Annotated in this window: 11 protein-coding genes; 6 read left to right on the top strand and 5 right to left on the bottom strand. The window is 69.6% G+C overall.

Annotated elements, in window-relative coordinates; all coding sequences use genetic code 11:
- Nucleotides 1–23 precede the first annotated feature (23 nt).
- Nucleotides 24–842 (bottom strand): SIR2 family NAD-dependent protein deacylase, encoded by an 819-nt coding sequence (locus ACX114_RS09270; protein WP_459296774.1) that lies wholly within the window; start codon nucleotides 840–842, stop codon nucleotides 24–26.
- Nucleotides 843–891: 49 nt separating this feature from the next.
- On the opposite strand from ACX114_RS09270, the gene ACX114_RS09265 reads away from it, so the two are divergent.
- Both ACX114_RS09265 and ACX114_RS09260 read left to right on the top strand, forming a co-directional pair.
- Complete coding sequence (locus ACX114_RS09265) at nucleotides 892–1,410, top strand: putative immunity protein (RefSeq protein WP_459296772.1); 519 nt, start codon at nucleotides 892–894, stop codon at nucleotides 1,408–1,410.
- 46 nt (nucleotides 1,411–1,456) lie between these two features.
- Entirely contained in the window at nucleotides 1,457–2,146 is a 690-nt protein-coding gene (locus tag ACX114_RS09260) for a hypothetical protein (protein WP_459296770.1), read from the top strand.
- A gap of 14 nt (nucleotides 2,147–2,160) precedes the next feature.
- Here ACX114_RS09260 and ACX114_RS09255 read toward each other — a convergent pair whose 3' ends face one another.
- Nucleotides 2,161–3,288, bottom strand: coding sequence for an FAD-dependent oxidoreductase (locus ACX114_RS09255; RefSeq protein ID WP_459296768.1), 1,128 nt, complete (start codon nucleotides 3,286–3,288; stop codon nucleotides 2,161–2,163).
- A 39-nt stretch (nucleotides 3,289–3,327) separates the two neighbouring features.
- Here ACX114_RS09255 and ACX114_RS09250 point away from each other — a divergent pair, with 39 nt between their 5' ends.
- The gene (locus tag ACX114_RS09250; RefSeq protein WP_459296766.1) at nucleotides 3,328–4,044 is read left to right on the top strand and encodes a TetR/AcrR family transcriptional regulator; all 717 of its coding nucleotides are present in this window, start codon (nucleotides 3,328–3,330) and stop codon (nucleotides 4,042–4,044) included.
- A 34-nt stretch (nucleotides 4,045–4,078) separates the two neighbouring features.
- On the opposite strand, the gene ACX114_RS09245 is transcribed toward ACX114_RS09250, so the two are convergent.
- Nucleotides 4,079–4,474 carry a GFA family protein gene (locus ACX114_RS09245; RefSeq protein WP_459296764.1) on the bottom strand — a complete coding sequence of 132 codons (396 nt, stop codon included), beginning with the start codon at nucleotides 4,472–4,474 and terminating at the stop codon, nucleotides 4,079–4,081.
- 13 nt (nucleotides 4,475–4,487) lie between these two features.
- Nucleotides 4,488–6,248: a hypothetical protein gene (locus ACX114_RS09240; protein ID WP_459296763.1), complete on the bottom strand. Its 1,761-nt coding sequence runs from the start codon at nucleotides 6,246–6,248 to the stop codon at nucleotides 4,488–4,490.
- Nucleotides 6,249–6,394: 146 nt separating this feature from the next.
- Between ACX114_RS09240 and ACX114_RS09235 the strand changes: the two genes are divergently transcribed.
- Nucleotides 6,395–9,346: a PQQ-dependent sugar dehydrogenase gene (locus ACX114_RS09235; protein ID WP_459296762.1), complete on the top strand. Its 2,952-nt coding sequence runs from the start codon at nucleotides 6,395–6,397 to the stop codon at nucleotides 9,344–9,346.
- Nucleotides 9,347–9,687: 341 nt separating this feature from the next.
- Entirely contained in the window at nucleotides 9,688–14,346 is a 4,659-nt protein-coding gene (locus tag ACX114_RS09230; RefSeq protein WP_459296761.1) for an Ig-like domain-containing protein, read from the top strand.
- 101 nt (nucleotides 14,347–14,447) lie between these two features.
- Here ACX114_RS09230 and ACX114_RS09225 read toward each other — a convergent pair whose 3' ends face one another.
- On the bottom strand, nucleotides 14,448–14,999 hold the full coding sequence (locus ACX114_RS09225) for a TetR/AcrR family transcriptional regulator (RefSeq protein WP_459296760.1): 552 nt from the start codon (nucleotides 14,997–14,999) through the stop codon (nucleotides 14,448–14,450).
- A gap of 105 nt (nucleotides 15,000–15,104) precedes the next feature.
- On the opposite strand from ACX114_RS09225, the gene ACX114_RS09220 reads away from it, so the two are divergent.
- On the top strand, nucleotides 15,105–16,016 hold the full coding sequence (locus ACX114_RS09220; RefSeq protein ID WP_459296758.1) for an NmrA family NAD(P)-binding protein: 912 nt from the start codon (nucleotides 15,105–15,107) through the stop codon (nucleotides 16,014–16,016).
- The last annotated feature ends 95 nt before the right edge of the window (nucleotides 16,017–16,111 follow it).

Below are 16,111 nucleotides of genomic sequence, written 5' to 3'. Positions count from 1 at the left end.
GATGTCGTGCTGACCATCGCCAATCAGGGGGATTCCGTCAGGGCTTGTATCCACCGAGGCAGCAGCTCCTCCGCGCGCTCCGGGATGACTTCGATGCCGGGCACCCGCGAGGTGCCCGAGGGGTCGATGCTCAGGACCTTCGCCTCGCGCAGGAGCGCGATGCTGCTCACCCGGTCCGTCACGCCCACGGAGAACGACGTCCCGATGAAGAGGACCAGCCGGCTGCGTTTCGCGCGCTCCTCCACCTGTTGGATGCCGTAGTCCTGGTGCTCGGCGTAGAACTCGTCGAACCAGAGGATGTGCGGCCGCATCCGCTTGTTGCAGCGGGGGCAGCGAGGCACGGTGCGTGGCGACGCAAACGCGTGGAAGGGGCTGAAGTCCAAAGACTCCAGCGGCACCGAGCCTCGCGGCGCGCCGTTCCCACAGCCCCGCTTGGTGCACCGGGCGCGGTCCAGGCTCCCGTGGACCTTGATGAGCGCGCGGCTCCCCGCCTGCTCATGCAGCGTGTCCACGTTCTGGGTGACGAGCGTGAACGCGCGGCCCCGCTGCTCCTGCCAGCGCTCCCACTGCGCGAGCGCGAAGTGGGCAGGGTTGGGCTTCGCCGCCAGGGCCACCTCGGCGCGCCGGAGATAGATCCGCCAGGACTCGTGGGGCTTGCGCAGAAAGAAGTCGTACGTCCCCTTCTCCATCACCTCGTTCGCCCAGACGGCGCCCGGATCCGTCCCCCGAAACGTGGGGATGCCGCTGGCCAGGCTGATGCCGGCACCGGTGACCACGAGCACCGACTCGCCCAGAGGGCCGCGTGCCAGGTCGAGGAGGGCTTCGAGACGTGTCGAGGGCATGGCAGTCCCTCCGGAAGTCACATATCGATGGGGCCCGCTGGAGAATACCATGCCGATCCTGCCGAAGGAGCGAGACCCCCGGTTGATCACCCTTCGTCGAGGCGGGAGCCTGACCGACGAGGACCACCACCTGCTCGCGGAGTGGGCCGCCCTCTGCGCGGAGCACGTCCTGCCCCTCTTCGAGAAGGCGTGCCCCGGGGACACGCGCCCCCGTGACGCCATCGCAGTGGGACGGGCGTGGATCCGGGGCGAGGTGCCGATGCGTGACGCCCACAAGACCGCGTTCGTGGCCAACGCCGCGGCGAGTGGGGCGCCGGACCCGGCGAAGTTCGCGGCGCTCGCGGCAGGCCAGGCGGTGGCCGTCGCCCATGTCGCCGCGCACTACCTGGGCGCGGCGGCGTACGCCCTCCGTGCCGCCGCCGCGTCGGTCTCGGAGGATGACGCGGAAGGGGCTCGCCTGAAGGAGCTCGGGTGGCAGCGCAAGCGCATCCCCACCCACCTCCGCGAGCTCGTCCTCGAAGACCAGCGTGCGCGGAACGACATCTGCTGGGGCGTCTTCACCGGGTGACGCAGGCCCAGGGAACCGCCGCGCGGGGCCAGGCGTCCACAGGCGCATGGTTCCCATCCTGCTCCTCCTCGCCCTCGCCCCTCTCGACGCGGAGCCCGAGGCCTCACGTCCAGCGCGCCCCTATGCCGACGTGCGCTCCGAGTTGGAGACCCGGCGACAGGACTTCGGCACACGGTGGCAGCAGCCCGGCGCCAAACGCACAACCCTGCGGGACGAGGCCCGTTCCACCGTCTTCGAGGCCATCACCCGGCAACTGATGCCAGCCTGGTACGGCACGCCCTGGGAGTTCTACGGCAATAGCCAGACACCCGGGACCGGGAGCATCGCCTGTGGCTACTTCGTCTCCACCGTGTTGCGGGACGCGGGCTTCCGCGTCGAACGCGTGCGGATGGCCCAGCAGCCCGCCGAGTACATCGTGAAGACGCTGGTCCCTCCGCGGAAGACCTGGCGGTTTCGCGACCGCCCCGTGTCGGAGGTCATCGACCGCTTGATGAGCGCCGGCGCGGGGCTCTACGTCGTCGGGCTCGACTACCACGTCGGGTTCCTCTGGAACGACAGCGCGAAGGTATGGATGTGCCACGCGTCCTACCTGGGCGAAGCCAGGGTCGTCTGCGAGGACGCCCTCACCTCCCCGGCGATGGTGTCGCGCTACCACGTCGTCGGGAAGCTGCTCGAGGACGGGATGATGGACGCGTGGCTGAAGGGGCAGGAGATCTCCACCTTCATCCCCGAGTAGCGTCATGATTCCGGTCAGGGCGACGCGCCGGTCAGCAGGTTGATCAGCCCCTGCGGCGCGTTGGCGTCGTTGAAGCAGAGGTCGTGGATCCTCGCGGCCTCGGCGGAGGCGTCCACGCCCCGGAGGAACATGGCGTCCTCGTATCCGGCGAGCGCGGCTTCGAGGTCATCCCGGTGCGCGGCGATGGCCTTGCCCAGCTCGGCCCCGTCGTACATCGCCAGGTTGGCGCCCTCACCGTCGGGCGGATTCAGGTGCGCGGCGTCTCCGAGCAACGTCACCCCGGGCACGCGCTTCCACCGGTGTCCGGGCGGGAGCGCATGGATCTTCCGGAGGACGGGGGCTGTCTCACCGTCGGTGATCAGCGCGGTGAGCCCTGGCGCCCAGCCGTCGAACTCCGCCGCGACCCGGGCCTTCACCGCCTTCGGGTCGGCGAAGTCGATGTCCGCGAACCACTCCTGCGGCCGGGTGAGCGCGACGTAGGTGTGCAGGACCCCGTGGGGCTCGCGGTGGGCGAGGATGGCCTTGCCGGTCGCGAGCGCGTAGAGGGCCCCGCCTCCGACCATCTTCGCGCTGGCCGGGTGGCGTGCGTCGGCGTCAAGCAGGTAGGTCTCGACGTACGAGGTGCCAACGTACGTGGCCTTCGCGTCGGACAGCAGCGGCCGGACCTTCGACCAGGCGCCGTCCGCACCGACCACGAGGCTCGCCGTCACGCTCGTCCCATCCGCGAACGTCAATTCATGCTGCCCGCCGCCGAGCGGACGGATGGACTGGAGCTTGCGTCCCCATTGAACGGTGCCGTCGGGCAGCGAGTCGAGCAGGATGCGCCGCAGCTCGCCGCGCGGAACCTCGGGACGACCGCCGCCGCCGTCGTCGGGCTGGTCGAGCAGGACCGCGCCGTGCGGGTCGAGAATCCGCGTCGCCTCGCCACCGGGATGGATGATTCGGCGGAAGGCGTCGAACAGTCCTGCCGTCTTCAGCGCGAGCTGTCCGTTGTGCTCATGGATGTCGAGCATCCCGCCCTGCGTGCGCGCCTCCGCGGAGGCATCCGCCTCGTAGACCGTCGCCGCGATGCCATGGACATGCAGAACGCGAGCGAGCGTCAGCCCGCCCAGGCCCGCGCCAATGATTGCAATGGGAGTCATCGTGCTTCCCTTTCAGACCGGCCACTGGAACGCCGTTCCATGAACCACAGTGGAACGCCGTTCCAGTTCTGTCAAGATGGGGGCATGGGAAAGGCCAGGCGCGGGTCGGAACGGCGTGAGGACGCGCTCTCACGCGAGCGGATCGTCGACGCGGCGATCGCGCTGCTCGACGAGCAGGGAGAGGACGGGTTGACCTTCCGGGCACTGGCCACACGGCTGGCCACCGGGGCCGGCGCGATCTACTGGCACATCGCGAACAAGGACGAGTTGCTCGTCGCGGCGACCGACGCCGTCGTCATCCGCGCGATGGCCGCGCTCCCCGCTTCCGCCACACCGCGGGAGTCGATTCGCGGGCTCGCTGTCGGCCTGTACGAGACCATCGATGCGCATCCGTGGGTGGGCACGCAGCTCTCTCGCGCATCGTGGGAGGCCCCGATGCTGCGCATCTTCGAACGCATCGGGAGCCAGCTCCAGGCGATGAAGGTTCCGGACAGCGCCTGGTTCACGGCGGGGTCGGCGTTGATGAGCTACATCGTCGGCGTGAGCATCCAGAACGCCGCGAACGGCCGCCTGCTCGATCCGTCCGTGAACCGCGTGGATTTCCTCAACACGGTGTCTGCCCGATGGAAGGAGCTCGACGCGAACGAGTATCCGTTCACCCGCAGGATCGCCGCCCAACTGCCCGGGCATGACGACCTCGCCGAGTTCCTCGCCGGCATCGATCTCATCCTGAAGGGAATCGCGGCCTCCCGCTGAAGCGGGCTCCCATGGCGTCCACGGGTGCGAAGCGCTAATGCCTCGGCGGGATCGTGTCGAACCGTGGCACCCCGTCCGCGACGTCGTAGTAGTCGCCCTTGTTGGCCATGTAGACGTGGACGGCGACGCGGGTGTGGGTGGGCGTGTCGAAGGCGCCCATCGCGATTCCAATCCAATCGCGGTGGAGCGGGTCCCAGAACAGCGACGAGCCGCAGACGGAGCAGAACCCGCGCCGCGCCTTCTCGGACGACTGGAACCAGCCGACCTTGTCCGCGCCTTCGATGGTGACGGCGGAGCGCGGCACGTCGGTCGAGACGAAGTAATGGCCCGAGTGCTTGCGGCACTTGCCGCAGTGGCAGGCATCAGGGGCGGGCAGCTCGCCCTCCACGGTGAAGCGGACCGCGCCGCACAAGCAGGACCCCCGATGCATGGACGACCTCCTCTCAAGGACTGCGAACGTCCTCCGGCCACTTGCGCTCCACGCCGGTGGGGTTCTGACTGTACAGCTCCGCGAGCCGGGCCTTCACCTCCTCCACGGTGCCGACGATGACGTAGCTCCGCGTCTTGATGTCCTCCGGCACGCCGCCCGTCATGCCGAAGGTGACACTGAGCTTGGTGCAGTCGTCCGTGGGGTTGCCAAGGTCGAACTGGTGCAGGCGGTACTGGAGGTCCGGCTGGTCCTCCTCGTCCGGCGACCAGATGGCCATGGCTCGATCGCCCTCCGCCGTGGCGACGATGAGCGGCACGTTCCCCCCTTCGTCCGGGAAGCCCTTTCTCGACTCCGGGGGATCGGCGGGCTCCGAGTGAATCCGGGGGTACTGGCGCGACTCGCCCGTCGCCGGGTCGAAGCGGTAATGCATCTCGAACTCGCCGTTGAGGTAGGTGGTGGGGGCCTCGACGTAGGCCTTGTCGTGGGGGGCGGCGAGGTGGATGTGGCTGTCGTACTGGATGACGTTGTCGTGACCGCCCACGCCGACGGTGATGTCCTTGGTGATGGTGTCCGCGGAAACCAGGGTCTCGTTCACGGCGTGGGAAACGCTGTTGTACGGGGCCGCCTCCTCCCCCGGCTCCAGCCAGTAGGCGGGATGCACGGTGCTGGTCATGTGGCCGGGCTGCGCGCCGTAGCCCAGCACCTGCGTCGTGGAGACGGGGTCCGAGCCGTTCCGGTTGCTCCCCGCCTCGGTCGGCATCAGGGCCTCGTCGTAGCCGTCCAGGGAGAAGGCCACCTGCATCTGCCGGCCATGGTCCTTGTTGTTGATGTATTCCCTGCCGCCGTAGACGAGGCTGGTGACGGCGCCGCCATGGCTCGCGGAGGTGCCCATCTGCACCGTCGCGTTGCCGAAGGAGGTGTCCCCGTGCAGCGGGCCCGTGGTGCCGTAGGGGCCCGTGGGCTGCTGGACGCCCCCCGGGTCCTGCGTCGGGCGCGCGGTCATGTCCCCGCCGGGCCACGCGGTGCCCAGGCGCTGTCCGTCCTTGGAGAAGGCCTGCACCTTGCCGCCAAGGTCCGCGAGGTAGCCGTTCTGGAACTCCTGGAAGGGCACCCGGTCGGGCTTGCCGGCGGCGACCCGGTCGTCGCGGAACGCCTTCACCATCGGGTCATCGAGGAAGGGCGGGCGGGTGCGCACGGCGTCCTCGAGGCCGGAGTTGGGGTAGCCCAGGAGGGAGTTGGTGCCCTGGCGGCCGTTCGTGAAGGTGTTGTCCGAGTAGGCCTTGCAGATGTCGCCATGCACCTCGAAGGACACCCACTGGTTGCGGTCCGAGGGGTTCAAGGTCTGGCCCGGAGGCGGACGGCAGAAGGTGTAGAGCTGCATCTGCCGCTCGCCGGTGGCGGGGAAGTCCTGGAAGAAGGCGGGGACGTTCTCGTTGCCGGTCACGGTGGAGCGGCCCGCGGGATACACGGGCGAACGGGAGCCATGCATGACCTGGTCGGCGGTGAGGTCCGGCAGGGTGGTGCCGCGCTTGCGGGTGAGCTCAGCGTCGGCGTTGCCCCTGAATTGCTCGCACCAGGCCTGCCAATCCTCAACGGATGCGTTGGAGACGTCCGGAGGAGGCGTGGGCTCGGACAGGGCCCTGTAGGACGAGGACGTCGGGGGACGGGACTGCGGCTCGAAGCTGGTGTGGAAGAACAGCTCGCGGAGCGTGCGCTCAGCGGTGGAGTCCTGGGACGCCGCTGGCTGCGAGACCGTGTCCGAGCCCGAGGACACCCGAAGACCATTCAGACCCGATTGGAAACGAGAGATTCCATCCATGTGAGCCTCCCCCCCGAGGCATGCCGCGAGATGCGATGCACCTATGACGATCATCGGGGGAATCCATTGCCGAATCCGCTCCAGTCGAACAGGCTGAAGCGATGCCAGGAACGAATGTCCGAGCGGAGTTTCCCCTGCCGCGCGCTCTCGTGTGCGCGGTCTTCTCGCTCCTCGTGGGCTGCTCGACGGAGCCGCCACCGGAGCTGGCGGTCGCGAGAGCGGCCGCGGTCATTCAAGAGCCCAACTTCGCCGACTCGGTCTTCGTCAGTGGCCTCCAGGGCCCCACGACGATGACCTTCGCGCCCGACGGGCGCCTGTTCATCTCGGAGAAGAATGGCTCCCTGCGGGTCGTCGTGAACGGCCAGCTCCTGGCGACTCCGTTCATGACGCTCGCCGTGGATACCGACAATGAGCGTGGACTGATGGGCGTGGCGTTCGACCCCAACTTCGACAGCAACCACTATCTCTACGTCTATTACACGTCGGTCGCGGGCAGCATCCACAATCGAGTCAGCCGCTTCACCGCCAACGGCAACGTCGTGGTTCCCGGAAGCGAGCTCGTGCTGGCCGACTTTCCGACGCTGGATGCCGCCAACCACAACGGCGGCGCGGTTCGCTTCGGACTCGACGGCAAGCTCTATGTCTCCGTCGGAGAGAACGCGGTCTCGTCCAACTCGCAGAGCCTGAACACGCCGCTCGGCAAGCTGCTGCGCTTCAACCCGGACGGCAGCATCCCCACGGACAACCCCTTCTACGCGACCGCCACCGGGCTCGCGAAGGCGACCTGGGCGATGGGGCTGCGCAACCCCTTCACCTTCGACGTGCAGCCCGGCACGGGAATCCTGTTCATCAACGACGTGGGCGAAGGCGGCTGGGAGGAGATCAACCGCGGCCAGGCCGGCGCCAACTACGGCTGGCCGATGACGGAGGGCTATTTCACCAACCGCCCGGAGCTCACGCAGCCGTTCTTCGCGTACCCGCATGGCTCCGGCACGGCCGCCGGCAACTGCATCGCGGGCGGCGCCTTCTACAATCCCCCCGTCTCGGCGTTCCCCAGCGCGTACGTCGGTCAGTACTTCTTCGCGGACTACACCAACAACTGGATCTCCCGCATCGACCCGAACACCGGTGCGCACTCCCTGTTCGCGACGGCCACCCCGGGGCCCGTGGACCTCGATGTCGGGCCTGATGGCGCGCTCTATTACCTGGCGCGCGGCGCGGGCCAGGTGGGCCGCATCGCGTACACGGCCTCGCTACCGCCAAGCATCGCGCAGCAGCCGGCGAGCACGTTGGTCTCCGTCGGCTACCCGGCGGCCTTCACGGTGTCCGCGAGCGGCGAGCCGCCGCTCACCTACCGGTGGCAGCGGAACGGCGTGGACATCCCCGGCGCGACCTCGCCGGCCTATGAGCTGACCGCCGCGCAGCTCTCCGACAGCGGCGCGCGCTTCCGCGTGGTCGTGACCAACGGGCTGGGCTCGGCCACCAGCACCGAGGCCGTGCTGACGGTGACGTCCAACAAGCCGCCGGTGGCCACGATTGTCACGCCGGCCACGGGCGCGACCTACACCGCGTCCACGAACCTGACGTTCTCCGGCTCGGCCAGCGACCAGGAGGATGGCGCGCTGCCGCCGAGCGCGATGACCTGGAACATCACCTTCCACCACGACACCCACACGCACCCGGCCATGGCCGACACCACCGGCGTCGCGAGCGGGAGCTGGCCCATCCCGAACATTGGCGAGAGCTCGGCCAATGTCTGGTATCGCGTGCGGCTCACGGTGCGCGACTCGATTGGCCTCACCCACACGACGTATCGCGACGTCCACCCCGTCACGGTCCCGCTCACGGTGACCAGCGTGCCGAGCGGGCTTCAGGTGTTGATGGACGGGCGGCCGGTCCCGGCGCCGCACGCGACGACGGGCGTGGTCGGGGTCATCCGCTCCGTGGGCGTGGAGTCGCCGCAGTATGCGAACGGGAAGTTCTGGGCGTTCTCGTCATGGTCGGACGGCGGCGCGCAATCCCATACCTTCGTCACGCCTGGCAGCGCGGCCACCTACACCGCCCTGTTCTCCGAGACCTCGGGCGGGAGCTGCTATCAGATCCAGAGCGAGCGCTCCGACAAGTGGCTCGCCGTCGACACCGCGGGCAAGGTCGTCGCCAGCAGCACGACACAGGCAGGCGGGCAGATCTTCCAGCTCGTTCCGAACGGCACCCAATACAAGCTCAAGGGCTCCGGCGACGCGTTCCTGACGGTGGTGGCGAACCAGCTCACGATGAGCGCCAACTTCACCAGCGGGGAGTCGTTCACCCGGATCGCCTGCGGCTATGGCGGGCGCACGCGCGTCGGCTTCCAGGCCTCGGTGGGGAGCGCGCCCCACTGGAAGGAGACCACGACGGGCGCCCCCATCCAGAGTGGTGACGGCGGCAACGGCGGCGCCTGCAATCCGGCCGATGGCGGAGCCTGGGAGGGCTTCTACCTGGAGCCGGTGGCCTGCCCGGGCAACAGCACCGGCCCCGTGTGCGGCAACGGCACGGTCGAGAGCGGCGAGCAGTGCGACGATGGCAACACCCAGCCGGGTGATGGCTGCGATGCGACCTGCCACACCGAGGCCAGTGGCAGCGCGGGCTGCTTCCGCATCCAGAGCGAGCGCACCGACAAGTGGCTCACCATCGATGGCGCGGGCAAGGTGGCCGCCCTGGGAACGACGCAGACCGGTGGCGAGGTCTTCGAGCTCGTCATCAGCGGCGCGAAATACAAGCTCAAGGGAGCGAGCGGCGCGTACCTGGCGGTGGTCGCGGATCAGCTCACCGCGAACGCCTCGCTCGGCACGGCGGAGGCATTCACCCGCCACGCATGCGGCGTCTTCGGCGGCCGCAATCGCTATGGCTTCGAATCGACGACTGGCACCGCGCGCAACTGGAAGGAGAACACCGCCGGCGCTCCCATCCAGAGCGGCAACGGCGGCAACGTGGGCATCTGCAATCCCACCGACGCCACCTCGTGGGAGGCCTTCTACCTGGAGCCCGCGACCTGCTCCTCATCCGCTCAGTAATTGAGCGTCGCTTGATGCGTGGGAAGTCAATGCGGATCCGGGCCCTCTCCCGGATCCTTTCCCCTTGAGCGGTGTCTTACCTGGAGGCCAGCAATCGACATAGGCTGGGGCCGGCGGCCGGGGACGGGTCAAGGCGTCTCCCCGCCGGTTTCAGGAGCCTCCCACACATGTTTCGCGACAGCCGTTTCCCGTCCCCGCCTTCTTTCCTGGCCAGGCTCTGGCCACTGCTGTTGGGCCTGATGTGGCTCCACTGCAGCCCCGCGGCGCCTCCCACCGGGGAATCCCAGGCGCATCCCTCCCAGCAAGGACAGGCACTGGAGCGGGAGAGAGGGAATGGCGGGGTGAAGGCGGTGAGCCTGCGGGCCCTCCGCACCATGGCGGCGCTGCGCTCCAGGCACTCGGCGACACTGCTCCCGTCGGGCAGGCTGCTCGTCGCGGGAGGTGGGGACATCCTCGGCAACGGGACCGCCAGCGCGGAGGTCTTCGACCCCGCGACGGGCACCTGGTCTTCCACGGGCGCGATGGCCGGGGTCCGGCAGGCCCACACGGCGACGCTCCTGCCCAACGGCAAGGTGCTCGTCGCGGGAGGCGCCAGCACCTCCATCAGCAGCGGCATTGCCAGCGCGGAGCTCTATGACCCCGCGACGGGGACCTGGACGGACGCGGGCTCCATGCTCAGCGCCCGCCGGGATCACACCGCGACGCTGCTGCCCTCGGGCAAGGTGCTCGTCGCCGGTGGCCAGCAAGGCAGCAACCGCCTGACCCAGGCGGAGCTGTACGACCCCGCGACGGGCACCTGGACCTCCACCGGCGCGATGCCCGCGGCCCGGGGCGCCCACACGGCGACCCTGCTGCCCAACGGCAAGGTGCTCGTGGCCGGCGGCTATGACGGCGATGCCATCCTGGCCAGCGCGAGCGTGTATGACCCCGCCACGGGCACCTGGAGCTCCACCGGCGCGATGGTCTCCGCCCGGAGCGGCCACACGGCGACGCTGCTGCCCAACGGCAAGGTGCTCGTCGCTGGCAGCGGTGGAGGCAGCGCCGAGCTGTATGACCCCGCGACGGGCACCTGGGCTTCGACCGGTTCCCTCTCCACCGGACACGACAGCCCTACGGCGACCCTGCTGCCTTCGGGCAGGGTGCTGCTCGCGGGCGGATACGGTAGCGCCGTCCTGGAGGAGTACGACCCCACGACGGGCACCTGGACGGCCACCGGCTCCCTGAGCACGGTGCGCTACCAGGCCACGGCGACCCTGCTGCCCTCGGGCAAGGTGCTCATCGCGGGCGGAGAGAACGGGGGCCGTCAATCCCAGCGCAGCGTGGACCTGTATGACCCCGGGACGGGGACCTGGGTCTCCACGGTCGCGGCCACGGCCCGCTCCGGCCACACGGCGACGCTGCTGCCCTCGGGGAAGGTGCTCGTCACCGGTGGCGCCAACGCCGACGGCACGCTGGCCACCGCCGAGGTGTTTGTCCCCGCGGCGGCCGCCTGGGCTTCCACGGGCGCGATGGCCACGGCTCGCACCCGGCACACGGCGACGCTGCTGCCCTCGGGCAAGGTGCTCGTCAGTGGTGGCGCCAACGCCGACGGCACGCTGGCCAGCGCCGAAGTGTATGACTCGGCGACGGGTGCCTGGGCTTCGACGGGCGCCCTGGGTTCGCCTCGGGAAGGTCACACGGCGACGCTGCTGCGGGATGGACGGGTGCTCGTGGCCGGCGGCTCCAACAGCAGCGGCCTTCTGCCCCGGGGTGAGGTGTACAACCCCGCGACGGGCACCTGGACCTCCACGGGCCCCATGGAGTACAGCCGGGATCGTCACACCGCGACGCTGCTGCCCAACGGCAAGGTGCTCGTGGCTGGCGGCAACCAGTCCGGTGCCCTCTTGTACTCCGCGGAGCTGTACGACCCCGCGACAGGCACCTGGGCCTCGACCGGCGGCCTGAACATCTATCGCGACGGACACTCGGCGGCGCTGCTGCCCAACGGCAAGGTGCTCGTCATCGGGGGTTCCGGCGGCGGCGATTACGTGGTGCGCGCGGAGGAGTACGATCCCGCCCGGGGCACCTGGGCCTTGACCGGCGCCATGTCCACGGGCCGCACCTCCGCCACGGCGACCCTGCTGCCCTCGGGCAACGTGGTGGTCACGGGCGGCTTGAACGACAGCGGTCCTGTCGCCGCCACGGAGGTGTACGCGACCGAGCTCTCCGGCTGGATTTCCGGCGGCTCGTCCTTGGTCCTGCCCCGAAGCGGCCATGCGGCGACGCTGCTGCCGGATGGCCAGGTGCTTGTCACCGGAGGCGCGAATGCCGACGGTTCGCTCGACACCGCGGAGATGTATGACGACACGGGAGCCCCCTATGCGTGGCGGCCCGCGTTCCAGGCCCCGGACTCGAGGCCGGGCGCCAGCATCCAGCTGACAGGCACGGGCTTCCGCGGCGTTTCGGAAGCCAGCGGCGGGAACACCCAGAGCTCCCCCACCAACGTCCCGCTGCTCGGCCTGATGGCCGTGGAGGGCGGGGCCCTGACGAGGATGTCCCGTGGGAACTACTCGGACACCTCGGTGACGGCCACCGTGCCCGCCGTTCCCGCGGGCTACTACTTCCTCACGGTCATCACGAACGGCAGTCCCGGTGGGCGCGTGGTCCACGTGCAGGGGGCGCTCCTGCTGACCCCGGTGGTGTTGACGCCCGCCAATGGCGCCCTGCTCACCACCACGACCCCCGTCTTCTCCGGCACGGCCGAGGCCAACAGCACGGTGACCCTCCTCCTGGATGGAGTGGCGGCGGGAACCACCGAGGCCAATGACAGTGGCGACTGGAGCTTCACGCCAGACACCGCGCTGGCTCAGGGGACGCACACCGTCTCGGCCCGCACGACGGATGCGGAGGGCAATACCAGCCCTGACGCCCCTTCCCACTCCTTCCGCGTGGATTCCGTGGCGCCGGACGCACCGGTGATCGTGACACCAGCCAATGGCGCCGTGGTGAACAGCGCGACGCCGGTCCTCTCCGGCACGGCCGAGGCCAACAGCACGGTGTCCCTCCTCCTGGATGGGGTGACGCCCCTCACCACCACGGCCAATGGCACGGGAAGCTGGAGCGTCAGGCCGAGCACCGCGCTGGCCCAGGGAGCCCACTCCTTCACGGCCCAGGCGAAGGATGCGGCCGGCAATACCAGCCAGACCTCCGCCGCCCGCGCCTTCAGCGTGGACTCGGTGGCACCGGCGACCCCGGTGGTGGTGACGCCCGCCCAGGGTGCCCTGCTGACCACCACCACCCCTGTCATCTCCGGCACGACCGAGCCCGGCAGCACGGTCACCCTCTCCATGGATGGCACGTCCTTGGCGGCGGTGGTCGACGGGACGGGGAACTGGAGCTTCACGCCGAGCACCGCGCTGGCCCAGGGAGCCCACTCCGTCACGGCCCGGGCGACGGATGCGGCCGGCAATACCAGTCAGGTCTCCGCCACCCGCACCTTCCGCGTGGACTCCGTGGCGCCACCGACTCCGGTGGTGGTGACGCCTGCCAGTGGAGCCGTGGTGAACACCGCCACGCCGGTCCTCTCCGGCACGGCCGAGGCCAACAGCACGGTCATCCTCTCCATCGATGGCACGCCATGGGAGGTCGTGGCCAATGGGTCGGGGAACTGGAGCTTCACGCCGGGCACCGCGTTGGCCCAGGGAGCGCATTCCGTCACGGCCCAGGCGAGGGATGCGGCCGGCAATACCAGTCAGACCTCCGCCGTCCGCGCCTTCAGCGTGGACTCGGTGGCACCGGCGACCCCGGTGGTGGTGACGCCCGCCAATGGCGCCCTGCTCAACACCGCCACCCCCGTCATCTCCGGCACGGCAGAGCCCGGCAGTACGGTCATCCTCTCCATCGATGGGACTTCATTCGAGGTCGTTGCCGATGGGACGGGGAACTGGAGCTTCACGCCCAACACCGCACTGGCCCAGGGAGCGCACTCCGTCACGGCCCAGGCGAAGGACACGGCTGGCAATACCAGTCAGCCTTCCGCCGCCCGCGCCTTCAGCGTGGACTCCGTGGCACCGGCTGTCCCGGTGGTGGTGACGCCTGCCAGTGGAGCCGTGGTGAACACCACCACCCCGGTCATCTCCGGCACGGCCGAGGCCGGCAGCACGGTCATCCTCTCCATCGATGGGACTTCATTCGAGGTCGTGGCCGATGGGTCGGGGAACTGGAGCTTCACGCCGGGCACCGCATTGGCCCAGGGAGCGCACTCCGTCACGGCTCAGGCGAGGGATGCGGCTGGCAATACCAGTCAGCCTTCCGCTTCCCGCACCTTCAGCGTGGACGCGGTGGCGCCGGCCGCGCCGGTGGTGGTGACTCCGGCCGATGGAGCCGTGGTGAACACCGCGACGCCGGTCATCTCCGGCACGGCCGAGGCCGGCAGCACGGTCATCCTCTCCATCGATGGGACTTCATTCGAGGTCGTGGCCGATGGGTCGGGGAACTGGAGCTTCACGCCGGGCACCGCGCTGGCCCAGGGAGCGCACTCCGTCACGGCACAGGCGAGGAATGCGGCCGGCAATACCAGTCAGCCTTCCGCTTCCCACACCTTCAGCGTGGACTCGGTGGCGCCGGCCGCGCCGGTGGTGGTGACGCCCGCCAACGGTGCCGTGCTGAATACCGCCCCGTCCGTCATCTCCGGCACGGCCGAGCCCGGCAGCACGGTCACTGCCTCCATCGATGGCAACGTCATCGGAAGCACGAGCGTGAACAGCGACGGCACCTGGCGCTTCGAGCTCACCCTGGCGCTCTCTTCGGGAGGCCACACACTGGTCGTCAGCGCGGTGGATGCCATGGGCAACCAGAGCCCCTCCGTGTCGACGACCTTCACGATCTCCCGCCCCGCGCCCCAGGTGCCTCAGGAGGAGGGAGGATGCTCCGCGGCCCCCGCCTCCAGCGCGAGCTGGTTGGCGATTGCCTTCGGCATCAGCTTCCTGCGCCGGCGCAGGAAGTCGGGCGCCGCGAAGTAACGAAGGAGCCATCGAAGGACGCCGCCTGGGCCCGTGCCGCTGGCGGCCCCCGGTAGCGACCTTCGCCAGGCGCGGTGCGGCTCGTCATCGCCGCACCGCGCTCACGGCCGGAGGCCGGTGAGCGCGAGCCGCAGCACCCGCCGCGCGGTGTCCGGGTCGTTCTCGTTCGCGACGGCGATCGCGTTCGACAGCATCATCAGGTCCTCCGCCGTGGCGCCCGGTTGAAGCGCTCCCGCGGATGACGCCCGCGACACCAGCGCCCTCACCACGTCGAGCAGCATGTCGGTGCAGCAGATGTCTTCGGCGGAGAGGCCCTCCGGGCCGGCCAGCAGCGCGGCGGCGAGCCCGCGGTGGGTCGCGGTGTAGACCGTCACCTCCTCCAGCCAGTCCGCCAGCTCGGCGGCGGGAGCCTTGCCCGGTTTCGCGGCGGCCCGCGCACAGAGCTGCGCGACGCCATCCCGGAAGACCACCTCCAGCAGCGCCTGCCGCGACGGGAAATGCCGGTGCAGCGTCGCCGAGCCCACCCCTGCCTGCCGGGCAATCTCCTCGAGCGACACCTGCGCGCCCTCCCGGGCGACCAGCGCCGCCGCGACCTCCACGATCCGCTCTCGATTGCGTCGCCCGTCCGCGCGCAACCGCTTCACCTGCTCCACGGCCCTCTCCTCCTCACCAGACCCTTCTCTTTGACAAACGGGGGGCCCCTCCGTATTTAACACGAAAATAAACGGTGGGGTCCCCCACTTAAAAAGGAGCCGCCAATGAGCCGCAGCGAGGTCGTTCTCGTCACCGCCGCCACAGGACGCCAGGGGGGCGCCACCGCCCGGGCCTTGCTGGCCGAGGGCCACTCGAAGGTGCGCGTCCTGGTGCGCAATCCGGAGGCGGCGAACGCCAGGGCGCTCGCGGCGGCTGGCGCGGAGGTGGTCGTCGGAGACCTGGACAATCCCGCGTCGTTGCGCGCCGCCTGCGCCGGGACGCGGGCGGTCTTCTCGATGCAGTCACCCATCGTCTCCGCGACCGGCGTCGACTTCAGCAAGGAGCGTCAGCAAGGAAGGAACCTCGTCGAGGCCGCGCTCGCCGAGGGCGTCGAGACGTTCGTGCACACCGCGACGACCGGCGTCGGCGCCCACCGCGACGTCGAGGGCTGGGCGGAGGGGCGCTGGAAGTTCCATGAGGAGTACTGGGAGAACAAGCTGGCCACGTGCGACCTCGTGCGCACCGCGGGCTTCAAGCACTGGACCCTCATCCTGCCCGCCACCTTCATGGACCACGCGATGTTGGATCCCGCCGGCTTCGTCGACGGGCGCCGGCTGCTCACGGTGGTCAGGGCCGACAAGCCCATCGGATTGATCGCGCCAGACGACGTCGGCAAGGCGGCCGCGGCGGCGATCAACCATCCCCAGAAGTTCCATGGCGTGACGCTGGAGCTCGCGGGTGACGTGCTCACGCTTCCCCAAATCACCGAGATCCTCTCGCGCGTCGACGGCAAGGAGTACGTCGCACAGTCCTCGTCGATTGAAGAGGCCGTCGCGGCCGGCCTGCATCCGGGCGTGGCGCAAGGCATGACGTACATGAACGTCGCCCCGGTGCTGGCACGGCCTGAAATCGCGCGCTCCTACGGCCTCTCCCCCATCAGCTTCGAGACCTGGGCACGGCAGCGTCGCCAGACTTGAGTCAGACACAGTCACATGCGTGTCTTTCAGTACCCATCTTCCCGCGTACCCGTTTCTCGTGGTCTTGCAAGAGTGCCGTGACGTCAGACTTCCCT

It is taken from the genome of Corallococcus sp. M7 (assembly GCF_054512695.1).
This window is presented reverse-complemented; position numbering and strand designations above follow the sequence as displayed.

What these genes read in the sequence shown, in the direction of transcription:
- ACX114_RS09245 (WP_459296764.1), bottom strand. Translation starts at nt 4,474, where the DNA reads ATGCATCGGGGGTCCTGCTTGTGCGGCGCGGTCCGCTTCACCGTGGAG.
- ACX114_RS09220 (WP_459296758.1), top strand. Translation starts at nt 15,105, where the DNA reads ATGAGCCGCAGCGAGGTCGTTCTCGTCACCGCCGCCACAGGACGCCAG.
- ACX114_RS09265 (WP_459296772.1), top strand. Translation starts at nt 892, where the DNA reads ATGCCGATCCTGCCGAAGGAGCGAGACCCCCGGTTGATCACCCTTCGT.
- ACX114_RS09255 (WP_459296768.1), bottom strand. Translation starts at nt 3,288, where the DNA reads ATGACTCCCATTGCAATCATTGGCGCGGGCCTGGGCGGGCTGACGCTC.
- ACX114_RS09260 (WP_459296770.1), top strand. Translation starts at nt 1,457, where the DNA reads ATGGTTCCCATCCTGCTCCTCCTCGCCCTCGCCCCTCTCGACGCGGAG.
- ACX114_RS09250 (WP_459296766.1), top strand. Translation starts at nt 3,328, where the DNA reads ATGAACCACAGTGGAACGCCGTTCCAGTTCTGTCAAGATGGGGGCATG.
- ACX114_RS09270 (WP_459296774.1), bottom strand. Translation starts at nt 842, where the DNA reads ATGCCCTCGACACGTCTCGAAGCCCTCCTCGACCTGGCACGCGGCCCT.
- ACX114_RS09235 (WP_459296762.1), top strand. Translation starts at nt 6,395, where the DNA reads ATGCCAGGAACGAATGTCCGAGCGGAGTTTCCCCTGCCGCGCGCTCTC.